12 protein-coding genes and 1 tRNA gene are annotated in these 13,124 nt (G+C 66.3%); 5 read left to right on the forward strand and 8 right to left on the reverse strand.

The genetic code is table 11. The features are described 5' to 3' along the window. Together F6S12_RS17755 and F6S12_RS17760 are read left to right on the forward strand one after the other, a co-directional pair. A partial coding sequence (locus F6S12_RS17755) for a hypothetical protein (RefSeq protein WP_315869155.1) occupies positions 1-393 on the forward strand: 393 nt, incomplete at its 5' end. A 150-nt stretch (positions 394-543) separates the two neighbouring features. Continuing rightward, the gene (locus F6S12_RS17760) at positions 544-693 is read left to right on the forward strand and encodes a hypothetical protein (RefSeq protein WP_015635448.1); all 150 of its coding nucleotides are present in this window, start codon (positions 544-546) and stop codon (positions 691-693) included. Positions 694-791: 98 nt separating this feature from the next. Here F6S12_RS17760 and F6S12_RS17765 read toward each other — a convergent pair whose 3' ends face one another. The 6 genes from F6S12_RS17765 to F6S12_RS17790 form a co-directional block, all read right to left on the reverse strand. Next, positions 792-2,918, reverse strand: a complete 2,127-nt coding sequence (locus F6S12_RS17765) for a TonB-dependent receptor family protein (protein ID WP_123430863.1) — start codon at positions 2,916-2,918, stop codon at positions 792-794. Between the two features lie 147 nt (positions 2,919-3,065). Next, the gene (locus F6S12_RS17770; RefSeq protein ID WP_011061063.1) at positions 3,066-3,278 is read right to left on the reverse strand and encodes a DUF4287 domain-containing protein; all 213 of its coding nucleotides are present in this window, start codon (positions 3,276-3,278) and stop codon (positions 3,066-3,068) included. Next, positions 3,275-3,778 (reverse strand): hypothetical protein, encoded by a 504-nt coding sequence (locus tag F6S12_RS17775; RefSeq protein WP_011061062.1) that lies wholly within the window; start codon positions 3,776-3,778, stop codon positions 3,275-3,277. Before F6S12_RS17775 ends, F6S12_RS17770 begins: the two co-directional genes overlap by 4 nt. A 130-nt stretch (positions 3,779-3,908) precedes the next feature. Beyond that, a complete protein-coding gene (locus F6S12_RS17780) occupies positions 3,909-5,483 on the reverse strand; it encodes an FGGY-family carbohydrate kinase (protein ID WP_011061061.1) in 1,575 nt (524 codons plus the stop codon). Positions 5,484-5,506: 23 nt separating this feature from the next. Then, on the reverse strand, positions 5,507-7,096 hold the full coding sequence (locus F6S12_RS17785) for a glycerol-3-phosphate dehydrogenase/oxidase (protein ID WP_103407829.1): 1,590 nt from the start codon (positions 7,094-7,096) through the stop codon (positions 5,507-5,509). 3 nt (positions 7,097-7,099) lie between these two features. Beyond that, positions 7,100-8,695, reverse strand: a complete 1,596-nt coding sequence (locus F6S12_RS17790) for an FAD-binding oxidoreductase (RefSeq protein WP_072450544.1) — start codon at positions 8,693-8,695, stop codon at positions 7,100-7,102. A 179-nt stretch (positions 8,696-8,874) separates the two neighbouring features. On the opposite strand from F6S12_RS17790, the gene F6S12_RS17795 reads away from it, so the two are divergent. Further along, positions 8,875-9,579 carry a hypothetical protein gene (locus tag F6S12_RS17795; RefSeq protein WP_174394784.1) on the forward strand — a complete coding sequence of 235 codons (705 nt, stop codon included), beginning with the start codon at positions 8,875-8,877 and terminating at the stop codon, positions 9,577-9,579. Positions 9,580-9,748: 169 nt separating this feature from the next. After that, a tRNA-Gln gene (locus F6S12_RS17800) sits at positions 9,749-9,823 on the forward strand. A gap of 13 nt (positions 9,824-9,836) precedes the next feature. On the opposite strand, the gene F6S12_RS17805 is transcribed toward F6S12_RS17800, so the two are convergent. Next, complete coding sequence (locus F6S12_RS17805) at positions 9,837-10,745, reverse strand: LysR family transcriptional regulator (protein ID WP_315869156.1); 909 nt, start codon at positions 10,743-10,745, stop codon at positions 9,837-9,839. Positions 10,746-10,869: 124 nt separating this feature from the next. Here F6S12_RS17805 and F6S12_RS17810 point away from each other — a divergent pair, with 124 nt between their 5' ends. Continuing rightward, positions 10,870-12,075 carry an MFS transporter gene (locus tag F6S12_RS17810; RefSeq protein ID WP_315869157.1) on the forward strand — a complete coding sequence of 402 codons (1,206 nt, stop codon included), beginning with the start codon at positions 10,870-10,872 and terminating at the stop codon, positions 12,073-12,075. 209 nt (positions 12,076-12,284) lie between these two features. Here the strand turns inward: F6S12_RS17810 and F6S12_RS17815 are convergent, their stop codons facing one another. After that, complete coding sequence (locus F6S12_RS17815; RefSeq protein WP_123430868.1) at positions 12,285-13,001, reverse strand: class I SAM-dependent methyltransferase; 717 nt, start codon at positions 12,999-13,001, stop codon at positions 12,285-12,287. Positions 13,002-13,124 lie beyond the last annotated feature (123 nt).

Below are 13,124 nucleotides of genomic sequence, written 5' to 3' on the forward strand. Positions count from 1 at the left end.
CCCGAGCAACAGGCCATCCGCTATTTCGAAAGCCAGATCGTGCTGGTCAACGATGAGGATGGGGTACAGGCACGAAAAGCCATCAGCCTCTCCGAGGATGGGGTCTACGGCTACCTGGGCAGCGACATGAGCCATGGCTGGGTGATCGACTTCTCCCGCTGCATGATCGCGCCCCATCGGGTGACGATTTCCCACTACCACTACGCCTATGACGAATACATCTCGCTGCTGGAACAGCCGGCGTACAAGCGGGTGCGGGAGTACATCAGTGTCAGCGGTCGGACTTACTACCTGACCTTCCCCCTGACCCGGGACGAGGATTTCCCCAAGGTCTGGGAGGAGTACCTGGTGATACGCCGGCGGCAGCTGGACGAGCTGTATTTTCGCAACTGAGCCTGGGCCGGGCGGCACAGTGATGCGCATGGGCCATTAGCACATTCGGGCTAATAGTGCCGGGGGCAGCACGGGCCTATAGTCCGCAGCAGCCCCCCCTTCAGGACGGCGCCTACAAGAACGTGCGGATTCATAACAAGGAGTTTTCCCATGTCGCTCAAGAAAATCGTCTATGCCTCGGCCATCGCCCTGGCCCTCACCGCCTCCAACGCCCACGCCTTTGCCAGCGACTGCGGCGACTCGCTGTGGAAGTTCAGCGCCATCGAAGCGCTGACCTGCGTGTTCTCGGGCCAGTGGTAAATCACTGCCGCCCGGGCTGACACCGCCCGGCATGAACCAGGTGCCCGCTGCTGCGGGCACTTTCATTGGCGGGTGTCGGCTCGCTCGCGGCCCTGCTTTCAGCGCAGGCTCCAGGACACCCCCAGGTACACCCCCAGCCCCTCCCCCGGCGTTGAACGCGCCGCGTCCAGCCCCTTGTCGTCATAGCCCGGGGTCACGGTAGCGGCGTAGCGCTTGTCGGTCAGGTTGCGCACATCGACCCAGGTCTGCCAGTCGTTCTTCGGCGCGTTGTAGCCCAGGGTGGCGCCGAACAGCGCATAGGGATCGGCGTAGTAGCTGTTGGCGTAATCCACCGCCACCTTGGACACCAGCTGGGTATTGACCGCGGCGAAGAAGCCCAGGGGCCAGTCGTAGCGCAGCTCGCCCTGGTAGTAGTGCATGGGCAGGCCCGGCAGGCGGTTGTCGGCGAAACGCTGATCGTCGCGGTAGTGGAAATCACTGAAGGTATAGGCCTGGCGCAAGCTCAGGCGGCCGACGCCCGGGCGCGACCACAGCTCGCTCTGCAGGCTGGCTTCCACGCCCTGGTGCACGGTGGGGCTGGCGTTGAGTTCGTAAGGCGTGGTGGCGTTGGCATCCGGCAGCACCGAAAGCAGTTCGTGGCGCACCTGGGCGTAGTACCAGGCCAGGCTCCACTGGCCCAGGCTGCTGTCGCCGCGCCCGCCCAGTTCCAGGGTGGTAGCGGTCTGATTGCGCAGCTTGACCGGGTCGCGTTGGGCGCCGGTGGCGACGCCGCTGCCGGCCGGAAAACGCTGATTGGCGCTGTAGATCAGCGACCAGGGGTGTGGCGCTTCCACCGAGCGGCTGAGGTTGGCGAACAGTTGCAGATCCGGGTTCAGTTGGTAGCGCAGGCCCAGGCGCGGCGCGTAGTCCCAGTCGCCAAGGCTGGTCTTGCCGCCGCCCTCGGGGTAGGTCACCGCGCTTTCGCGGCGGGTGTAGATGGCCGCCAGCCCGGTGGTCAGCCACAGGTCGTCGGCGATCTCTAGGTCATTGCCAACGTGCAGGACGGTGTCCGAGCCCTGGTAAGTGAAGTTGCGGATCCGCGTGCCCGGCGCGTAGTTCGCGGTATTGCCGGTGGGAATGCGCACGAACTCGCTGGCACCGTCATTGGGCAGGTGCTTGGTCACCCGCAGGCCCAGGGTGCTGCGGCTTTCCAGGCCCCAGAGGCTGTCGCGGCGCTTGTAGTCCAGGGTGCCGCTGACGTCGCTGTAGGCCACCTTCAGGCGGTTGGGGCCTTCGCGCAGGTCCATGGGGTAGTCGTGGTACACCAGCCCGGCCTGGATACTCGAATCGTCGTCCAGGTAATAGGTGGTCTTGTTGCCGACAAAGGTACTGCCCGGCTGCTTGCGCCGGTCGTCGCGGCTGACGTAGGCCGGGTTGGCCGCCCGCGGGTCGTGTTCGATGGAGCGCTTGGTCACGCGCCCGGCCAGATCGTTGTCGGTCTCGCGGTAGCGCAGGTAGAAGCGGGTTTCCAGGTTCGGGTTGAAGCGGTAGCCGAAGTTGCCGATCAGCCCCTTGCTCTGGCTGCGGGTGTGATCCTGGTAGCCGTCGGCATTGGAGTCGGTCAGTGACACGTAATAGTCGAAATCCCCCAGCACTTGCCCGGAACTGACCTGACGCTGCTGATAACCGTGGCTACCGGTGGCGTAGCGTACCTGCAACAGCGGTGCGTCATAGCCGGTGTGGCTGACGTAATCGATGGCGCCACCCAGGGCCAGGGCGCCACGGTCGAACCCGTTGGCGCCGCGCAGCACTTCCACGTGGTCGACCCACAAGGGCTCCAGCAATTCATAGGGCGTGCCACCGGGGCCGGTCAGGGGCAGGCCGTCGAGCATCGTATACAGCCCCGAGGCATGGGCACCCGGCGCGCGGTTGATGCCCGAGCCGCGGATCGAGATCTTCACCCCTTCGTTGCCCGCCGACTGGGCATAGACCCCGGGCTGGTAGGCCAGCACATCCTGGTTGCTGGCCACCCGGCCCTGCAGCGGGCGGCGCATGTCCACCACATTGGTGCCGCCGGGCACCTGGGCCAGCCGCGCCGCGGCCTCCTGCGCCGGCTGCCCCTCACCGCCCTGTTCCTGCCCCAGGACCTGCGCCGGAGCCAGCTCCACGGCACGGGTTTCGGCAAATGCCGGGCAGGCCAGGGCCAGGCCCAACAGGGCCGTGGGCAAGGATTTTGGCGAAGACATCGAGAAAACTCCGACAGGCAGAAAGAGGGCAATGCAAGGTGCGACGTAGGAAAGAACGAAGAGAACACAGGGGAATTTGGCTTTTTTCGCCAGGAAAGCGGATGTCGGCAGTCAGGCTTTCACTGGCGAAGAATGGCGCCCCGGGGACTAGCGGCCCTTGCTGGCCGCCAGGAAGTGCGCCACCAGGGCATTGGCGTGGCCATGGCCCATGCCGTGTTCGGTCTTGAGCCAGGCCACCAGCTCCATATGCTTTTTGCCGTCGACCGTTGCCAGCAGCTCCAGCCAGTGCCCGATGGGCTGGCCGTAGTGCTTTTCAATGGAGGGGAAGTACGACGCCGGCCCTTTGCTCTGTTCACTCATGGCTGATTCTCCGTCTTCTGGCTGCCCTTGATGTTGTCGATCAGGTCCACCACGTAGTTCTGGTTGAACCCCGCGACAAAGGACCAGAACAATAGCTTGGCGTAGGCGGCATAGCCACCGGCGTGCTGGCAGAAGATCACATAGAAGCTGTTCTCGCTGTAGCGACAGGTTTCATCGGCGACGATCTTTGGAAACAGCTCCCCTTGCACCACCCCGGAAATGAACAGGATATACAGCAGCCCCGCGAGGATGCCGCCGATGAATGACGGCAGCACCAGGCTGAACCAGGAACTGCACAGCCCGATGATTTCCTCCTCGCTGAGGCTGGACAGCTGGCGGTGAAAACCGACATAGCCGCCGATGTTGCCGGCAATGAACACCACCGAGGGAATGGTGTAGCCATCGGCCATGGCCACCGACACCAGGGATGCCGCCAATAGCAGCACAAAGATGAGGAACAGTCGCTTCCACAGGATGTTCAGCGCTTCCTGGCGGTTCATGCTCGTCTCGCAGGCGTGGGGGGTCGAAGGGGCCCTGCCCCTTGATCACGATAGATCAGCCCTGGCGCCTGGAAGAACTTTTTATCCCGCAGAGGTTCGCCCCCCTGCCGGCCGCTGGCCGGCGCTTTCGCTAAGCCGGGTAACCGGTAATCTCGCGAATGCTCTGGTACAGCGGCTTGAGCTGGCGGTACATGCGCAGGTAGACCTCGCTGTACAGCCGCTGGTACATCTGCTGCGCCTGGGGCTGGGGCTCGAACACTGCGCCAACCCGGGTCATGGCGCTGATGGCCGTGGCGAAGTCCGGGTACAGCCCCAGGCCCACCGCGCAGGCGATCACCGCACCCAGCCCCGAGGCTTCATAGACATGGGGCCGCTCCACCGGCAGGCCGAAGATGTCCGCCGTCAGTTGCATGGCCGCGTCGCTCTGGGAGCCGCCGCCGGCCACCCGCAGGCGGCTGATCTTCAGCCTGGAGCGCTTTTCGATGCGCTCCATGCCCTGGCGCAGGGCATAAGCCAGGCCTTCGAGAATGGCCCGGTAGATGTGCGCCCGGGTGTGCACGTCGCCAAAGCCGATCATCGCCCCCTTGGCTTCCATGCCCGGCTCGCGGATGCCCGGCGACCAGTAGGGTTGCAGGGTCAGGCCCATGGACCCGGGCGGCACCGCCTGGACCAGGGCGTCGAACAGCTGCTCCGGCTCCAGCCCCTGCTCCGCCGCCTGCTGCACTTCGCGCAGGCCGAACTGCTGCTTGAACCAGCTGACCATCCAGTAGCCGCGAAAGATCATCACCTCGCAGTTGTAGTGGTCCGGCACCGCCGCCGGGTACGGCGGTATCAAAGGCACTACCTCCAGGTAGCGCGAACGGGTGGTGGTGATGGTGGCCGTGGTGCCGTAGGACAGGCAGGCGGTGGTGGAGTCCTGGACGCCCGAGCCCAGCACTTCGCAGGCCTTGTCGGCACCCGCGGCAATCAGCGGCAAGCCTTCGGGTATGCCGGTATGGCGGCTGGCCTCGGCGGTGATCCGGCCCAGGGTTTCCCCGGGCTTGAGCAGGGTCGGCAACTGCTCCTGGCGCACCGCCAGGGCCTGCCACTTCCAGTCACTGGGGGCGGCCCAGCGCAGGCGTTTGTAGTCGAACGGCAGGTAGGCCACGCAGCAGCCCACCGAGTCGACGAAATTGCCGGTCAGGCGATGGGTGAGAAAGCCCGAGAGCAACAGGAACTTGTCGGTGGCGGCCCACACCTCGGGCTGTTCCTGAGCCACCCAGTTGGCCTCGGCCTGGGCGCGAAAATAATCCACCGTGGCCTCGGCGCCGATCAACTTGAACAACCAGCCCCAGGGCCCCTTGATCTTGCCTTCGACCTCGGCCTGGCGCTGGTCGAGCCAGAGGATCGCCGGGCGCAGCGCGCGGCCCTGGGCATCGACGTTGATCAGGGTGCCGCGCTGGGTGGTCAGGGACACGCCGCGGATCTGCGAACGGTCGATGCCGGTCTGCTGCCAGAGCAGTTGGCAGGCTTCGCCGAGCTTGGCCCAGTAGTAGTCCGGGTGCTGTTCGGCCCAGCCGGGCCGGCTGGAAAAATAGGCTTCAAGCTCCACCTTGCCCTTGCCCAGCAGGTTGCCTTTGAGGTCGAACAGCAGCGCACGAACGCTCTGGGTGCCGTTATCGATGGCCAGCAGGTAGTCCTGCTTATTGTTGTTGTGGTTATCCATGGGGCTCTCTTGGTTGAGCATCGTTAGGCGAGTGGCGGCAGGCTGTGATGGCGTTGCCACAGGGCCCGGTAGCGCTGTTCCTCGGCCTGCCAGCGCTCGTCGTCCCAGCCCAGCTGCGGCTGGCACAGGCGGCGGATGGCCGGCAGGTACTGGGCGGCGCCCTCGGCCAGCAGCAGGCCGATGCGGGTACGGCGCAGCAGCAGGTCGTCCAGGTGCAGGACCATTTCCGCCTCGGCGGCAAACGCCAGCTCGGCCCACAGGGTGTCGCTGGCGCCGACGCAATCGCCGCCCAGGGTCGCCACCCACTGCGCCAGCCGCGGCAGATGGCGGCCGTGGCGGCCAGCCAGGCGCCGCACCTGGGCGCCGCTCAGGCCGGGGATCTCCAGGGGCGCCACAGGCGTGAAGACCGGGGCGCCGTCGTCCACCACTTCACGCCCGAGCATCGCTCCGCAGGCCTGCAGCACTTCGATGGCCTGGGGCCGGAAGGTGGTGAGCTTGCCGCCGGCCAGGGTCACGCAGCCGGGTTCCTGCCACAGCACATGCTCGCGGGTTTCATTGGAAGGCTTGCCCTGCTGGCCGTCGCTGCTGGCCACCACCGGGCGCACCCCGGCCCAGGTCGACAGCACGTCGCCGGCAGTGATCAGGGCCTGGGGAAACTGCTGGGCGCAGGCGGCCAGCAGGTACTCAAGCTCTTCCTGGCTGATGCTGGCGCTCTGGTCCAGGTCATCGCGGTGATCCAGGTCGGTGGTGCCGACCACGGTGGCGCCCTCCCAGGGGAAGACGAACACCGGCCGGCCATCCTCGGCATGCATGAAGCTGAAGGCCTGGGCCACCGGCAAGCGCCAGCCCGGCAGCAGCAGATGGCTGCCGCGCAAGGGCCGCAGCTGGCGCACGCGGTCCGCCGGGCGCAGGCGCTCGGCCCAGGCGCCGGTAGCGACCGCCAGGGCCGCGCAGCGCACCTGCTGCGGCTGCCCGCCTTCGCTGTCCTCGATCTGCACCCCGCAGACCCGCCCGTTCTCGCGCAAAAGGCGGGTGACCCGAACGCCGTTGAACACTTGGGCGCCATCGGCCCGGGCCTCGGCCAGCACCCGCATCACCAGCCGCGCATCGTCGGTCAGGGCGTCGAGAAAACTGGTCCCCCCCAACAGCCCCGGCTCCTTGACCCCGGGGGCCAGGAAAGCCAGCTGCCGGGCATCGTGAAAGCGATGATTGCGCCGCCCGGCCAGGGCGTCATACACACTCAGCAGGCCGCCGAACACCCTGGGCCCGGGAAACTTGCCGCGGTAATGGGGCATCAGGAAGCTCATGGGCTCCACCAGCCCCGGGGCCTCCTGCAACAGGCGCTGGCGCTCGCGCACCGAATCCCGGGTCAGGCGCCACTGGCCCTTGGCGATATAGCGCAAGCCGCCATGGACCATCTTCGAGGAGCGGCTGGAGGTGCCCCAGGCAAAGTCTCGCTGTTCCAGCAGCAGGCAGCGCCAGCCGCGCCGCGCCGCTTCGCGCAGGATGCCGGCGCCGCTGATGCCGCCGCCGATCACGATCAGGTCCCAGGCTTGCGCCGCCAGCCCGGGCAGCGCCTGTTGGCGCCATTGGGCATTCCAGTCCTGGCTCATGGTTCACGGCTCCAGCAGGGTGCCGGGGTTGAGGCGCCCGGCCGGGTCGAAGTGGCGGCTCAGGGCCTGCAGCGCATCGATGGCCAGCGGGCCCTTCTCCCGCAGCAGGTACGGCGCATGGTCCTTGCCCACGCCGTGCTGGTGGCTGATGGTGCCGCGGTGGTTGACGATGGTCTGGCTAGCAGCGTGCTTGAGCGCCTGCCAACGGGCCAGGGTCGCCGGGTACTGGGCATCCGGGCGGAACACGTAGGTGGTGTAGATGCTCGACCCTTCGCCATAGACATGGGACAGGTGGGTGAACACATGCACCTGCTCGCCCTCAGCGGCCAGGCCGTCACGCAGGCTCTGCTCGATGCGTTGCAGCAGGCGGTCGACATTGCTCCAGTCAGTGGCGGTCTCCAGGGTGTCCACCAGGTAGCCGGCGTTCCACAGGCTTTCGCGCAGGTAGGGAAAGCGAAAGCGGTTCTGCGCCCATTTCTTGCCCAGCAGGGTGCCGGTGAACACCCCGCCGAAAGCCTTCAGGTGCTGGCGCGCCTGGCGCAGGGACAGGGCATTCTGCCGGCGGTTGCCGGTCACGCCGAAGGTCAACAGGCACTTGCCCGCCCCGGCGCCGCGCAAGGCCAGGTACTTTTCCAGCCAGGCGATCTGCGTCGGGTGGCCGGCCAGGGCCAGCTGGGTTTCGGTCTCCAGGGCATTGGACAGGCGCAGCATCGACAGCGGCACCCGGGCCTGGGCCAGGGCGCGCACCGCCTGCAGGGCCTGCTGCCAGTCGGGCAGGAACACCCCGTAGAAACGTTCGTCATCGGGCAGGCGGCTGACCCGCACCTTGACCTCGGAAATGATCCCGAAGCGCCCTTCGCTGCCCAGCACCACCTCGCGCAGGTCCGGCCCGGCGGCGGACGCCGGAAAGGTGGCGATGGGCATTGGCCCGGCAAAGGTTTCCAAGGTGCCGCCGGCGAACAGCTGCTCGATGCGCCCGTAGCGCAACGACTGCTGGCCGCTGGAACGGCTGGCGACCCAGCCGCCCAGGGTCGACAGTTCCCAGGACTGGGGAAAGTGCCCCAGGGTGTAGCCCCGGGCCCGCAGCTGGCTTTCCACCTGAGGGCCACTGGCCCCGGGACCGAAGGTCGCCAGCAGGCTGTCTTCGTCCAGGTCCAGCAGGCGGCTCATGCGCGCCAGGGACACCGTCAGCACCGGCCGCTCGGACCAGCCGGGGTTGATGTGCCCGGCCACCGAAGTGCCCCCGCCGTAGGGAATCAGGCACAGGTCGCGGTCCTCGGCCAGGGCCAGCAGCTGGCGGATCTGTTCGGCGGTTTCCGGGAACGCCACGGCGTCCGGGTAGGCCCCCAGCTCGCCCTCGCGCAGCGCCAGCCAGTCCGCCAGGCTCTGGCCGCGGGCGTGCAGCAGCCGGTCCTCGGCGCTGATGCTGTACAAGTCATGGGCTTGCAGGCGCGATGCCGGCACCCGGGCCAGGGCCTGCTCCAGGGTCGCCTCCGGCAACCTGCGTCCCGGCCCCAGGCGCTCGGCGAGAAACCCCGCGCCCTGGGCCGGCAATTCGACCACCGTGGATGCATCCCCCCAGCCGTTCCAGCGTCGCATGCGTGTGTGTCCTTCTGCTGTTCTTATAGGTCTTGCCCAAGGCTCCCTATACTAGTGCGCGGCAGCGGGCTGTCACGGTCACATTGAGCCAGCGGATGTAGCCGATTGAGTCAGACAGAGGTGACATCCGGCGCCAGTTACCGAAGAATCCTCCCCCTCCCCATCACAGGCTCGCGTCCATGCCGGCAACCCTGAGAACCTGCACCCCCCTGTTCTGGTCCACCGACCTGGGCATCGACTACGGCGCGCCGACCTTGCAGCTGCGCGACCTGCTGCCAGTGGTGGGCGAGCAAAGCTCAGCCTTCTTCCAACGCCAGGACGGCATCGTGCTCGGTGAAACCCTGCAACTGATCTGGTGCCCGCCGCTGGCGGACCTCAATGGCTGGAACGAGCAACCCTCGGAAATCGCCCTGAGCCACCTGCTGCACGTGCGGATCACCGGCCCGGCCGCCGAGCCGCCCGCGCCACGGCATGCCAACCACCACGGCAGGCTCAGGTACCGCTTCCAGGTGCTGTCCTGCCAGCCGCTACCGGAGGCCCTGCGCGCCCAACCGCTCGTACCGAACGCCTGGCACCTGCCGCTGATCAGTGGCGAACAGGGCAGTTGCCTGACCTGGGATGACATTCACGAGTGCGAGCGCGCCGAGGTCCAGGGGCTGATCTACCTGTGCGCCTACGGCCGTTACGAAAGCTATATGGAAATGTTCATCGAAGCAGTGGGCGAGCAGCTGTTCGGGCTGCTTTCGGTGCACCTGGGCCCGGGGGGCGACGACTATCAATTTGGCCGGCGCGCCCTTGAAGGGGCGGAGTTGCGGGCCATCCGCCGCGCACTGGACATGGCCCGGCCGCTGAAGGATTCACAGCCCGGCTACCTGGTCCCTTGAACCCCGGGACGGATAAAATCGCCCTGAAAAAGACTAAGCAGCTGTTTTCAAACTCATTTTTTTCACCAGGGGGCTTCCCAGCCCGCCGATAAGTTGATAAATTTGCGCCCGTTCTTGCAGCGGCCCTCCCCGGGCCGGCAGTTCAGGCAAGTAACGTCGCAACAGCTACAGGGGCGTCGCCAAGCGGTAAGGCAGCAGGTTTTGATCCTGCCATGCGTTGGTTCGAATCCAGCCGCCCCTGCCATTTTTTCTCATCGTTATCCCCGCAGATTCCGTTCCAGCATCTCCAGCAATGCACTGACCTTGGGCAACCCCTGCCGGCTTTTCAGCCACAGCAGATGGATCGCCTGCCCTTCGCTGGCCCATTGCGGCAGCACCTCCACCAAGCTTCCGTCCTCCAACTGGCGCTTGACCAGCCAGGAAGGCAGTTGCGCAATGCCGTAGCCTTGCTGCACCGCCATCAACAGCCCCTCGCCATCGCCCACCACGCAACTGGCGGACATCACCCGGCGCTCACTCTCGCCCGGGCGGCCGCTGGCGAAGTTCCAGGGGCTGACCCGGCCATCCACCCAGCCATAGGCAATGCACTGATGGCGCTCAAGGTCCTGGTCGGTCAGCGGCACGCCATGGCTGCGCAGGTAGTCGGGCGAGGCGCAGAACAGGTGCCATTCGCGGCCCAGGCAGCGGTGCCCCAACGCCGCCGGCCACTGCCCCGAGCCGCCAAGGCGCACGGCGATGTCCGCACCGGCTTCAAGCGGCTCGACACCGGGATCGGAAAAGGTGATGTGCGGCTGCAAGCCCGGATGCTCGCGGGCAAAGTGCAGGACGGCGCCCAGCACCTGGGAGCGGCCGAAGGTCCCGGGCAGGTCGATGCGCACCCGCCCCCGCAGCTCGGAGTTTTCCGCGTTCAGCGCCAGCTCGGCCTCTTCCAGGTCTGCCAGCACCCCGCTGCAGGTGCGGTAGAAGGCCGTGCCCGCGTCGGTCAGCGCCAGGCTGCGGGTGGTGCGCTGGAACAGCCGCGCCTGCAGGCGCCCTTCCAGCCGGGCGATGGCCTTGCTGACGGCGGAAGCCGTAAGGTTGAGCCGTTCGGCGGCGGCCTTGAAGCTGCCGCAGTCGGCCACGCAGACAAATACATCGATCCCCTTCAAGCGTTCGGAAGAAAACATCGGCGCCTCTTATTCATGAATCGAATTCCATTCACTGGGTAAAAAACATCATAAAACAGAACCAGATTCCCCAGTAAGCTGGCTGCCATTCTCAAAAACGCCGTTACAGACCGATGAGGCACGGATGCTGCGCACCCTGAAAAGCTACCCGAAAGCAATCAACCTGCTGCTGGCCGGCACCCTGGTGCTGACCCTGGCCCGGGCAATCACCCTGCCCTACCTGGTGATCTACCTGAGCAGTGCTTTCGGCCTGCAAGTGAGCGACATCGGCCTGGTGATCGGCAGCAGCATGATCCTCGGCTCGCTGCTGAGCCTCTACGGTGGTTTCCTGGTGGACCGCACGCCCAGCTACCGGCTGATCCTGGCCTGCTGCGCGCTGTTCACCCTGGGCTTCATCGGCGCCTTCAGTGCCCGCCAGCTGTGGCTGTTCTACCTGTGCCTGGTGCTGGTCAACCTGGCCTATGCGGTGATCGACATCGCGATCAAGGCCGGCTTTGCCCAGCGCCTGTCGGTGGAACAGCGCAGCGAAGCCTTCTCGATCAAATACACCCTGACCAATATCGGCTACGCCGTGGGCCCGTTCCTCGGCGCCGGGCTGGCGCGCCTGGACATCAGCCTGCCGTTCTTGATCTCCGCCGCCCTGGGCGCCGGGTTCCTGGCGATCCATATGCGCTGGGGCGACAGACAGCTGAGCGCCGCCGGCCCGACACCAGCGCCGCTATCCTTCGCGGCCCTGGGCAAACAGCTGCTACGGGATTACCGCCTGGTGTGCTTCACCCTGGGCGGCCTGCTCAGCGCCGTGGTCTTTGGCCAGTTCTCGGCGTACCTGTCGCAGTACCTGGTGGTCACCACCTCGGCCGAGGCCACCTATCGCATCATCAGCACCCTGGTGGCGACCAATGCGCTGCTGGTGATCGCCCTGCAATACGCCATCGGCCGCAGGATTACCCAGCGCCACCTGAGCCGCTGGCTGACGCTGGGGCTGGGCCTGTTCCTGCTGGGGGTCAGCGGCTTCGGCCTGGCCACCAGCCTGGCGCTGTGGGTGCTGTCGATGGTGGTGTTCACCCTGGGGGAAATCATCGTGTTTCCCGCCGAGTACATGTTCATCGACCTGATCGCCCCCGAACACCTGCGAGGCCTGTATTACGGCGCGCAGAACCTCTCCAACCTCGGCGGCGCCCTGGGCCCGATACTCTGCGGCATGGTCCTGGCCAGCCACCCGGCGCACTGGATCTTCTACATGCTGGGAGCGTTCATAGTCGCCGGCGGGCTGTTCTACTGCCTGGGCGCGGCCAACCTGGAACAGGCCAGGAGCAGGACCAGCGCGTGATCATTGATGCCCAGGCGCTCGGCAATCCGCGCCTGGGCTGCCCGACAGGGGGGCGAGACCGCCAATGGCGGCACCTTGCTCATGTACAGCAGATACTCAAAGGCGATACCAGCCTCGCGGGCTGACCCGGCATGCGGCGACCCTCCATGAGTGATGACCTTGTGGAGCTTGCCGGCCTGAAGGCGTGCCAGGCATGTTCGAGCGGCCCCTCAGCGACTCTTGCGGCTCAACCAGGCGCCCCAGAACAGGCTGCTGAAGAAACGTGTTCCCGCGCTGAAACCGCCCTCTTCGAGCAACCGTTGCACCGCCGCCTCGGAATGGGGCGGGTCGGCGCCCTGAAGGATTTTCCCCAGCTTGGCGTGTACCTCATCCGCCGTCGCGCCCTGCTGGCGCCAGCGTTGCCCCCAGGCCGCCAGCAGCAGGGGCTGGCTGGCGTAGGCGTAGTGATTGCCGGCGACGATCAGCGGCGCGCCGGGCTTGAGGCGCCGGGCGATGGCCCGCAGCAATTGCCGCTTGGCTTCATCACCGGGCAGATGGTGCAGCACGCCGATCAGCGTGGCCCCGTCGAAGGGTTCGTCCGCCGCCAGTTCGTCCACCGTGGCCAGACGCACTTCGGTCCTCTCCAGCAAACCCTGCGCCTGCAACTGCTGGCGCGCTGTCTCCAGCATCGGTGCCGAGGGGTCTACAGCGGTAAAGCGCCAGCCCGGTTCCAGGGAAGCCATGGCGATAATCTCCTGGGCCGTGCCACCGGCCCCCACGGCCAGGATGTGGGCCGCACGCCCCTCACCCAGGCTGGCCGCCAACATGCAGGCGGCAAGGTCATGGCAGGCGTCGTAGCCCGCCAGGGCGATACGGCTCTGGCGGGCGTATTCGTCGGCCCGCGAGCGGTCGAATTTTTCAGCCGGGTTTACCGAGGATGAGGTCATGGCAGGGCTCCATTCAAAGGATCGGGACAGGCTAGGCCATGCGGTTTGATAATTAAAATTCATTGTTTTTATTCATTGCATTCCTTCCTGGAATAGCACCTCCCCTGCTCCCAAAAAAAGGGG

Origin of the sequence: Pseudomonas sp. JV245A, assembly GCF_032424515.1 — a bacterium.
Lineage (GTDB): Bacteria > Pseudomonadota > Gammaproteobacteria > Pseudomonadales > Pseudomonadaceae > Aquipseudomonas > Aquipseudomonas protegens.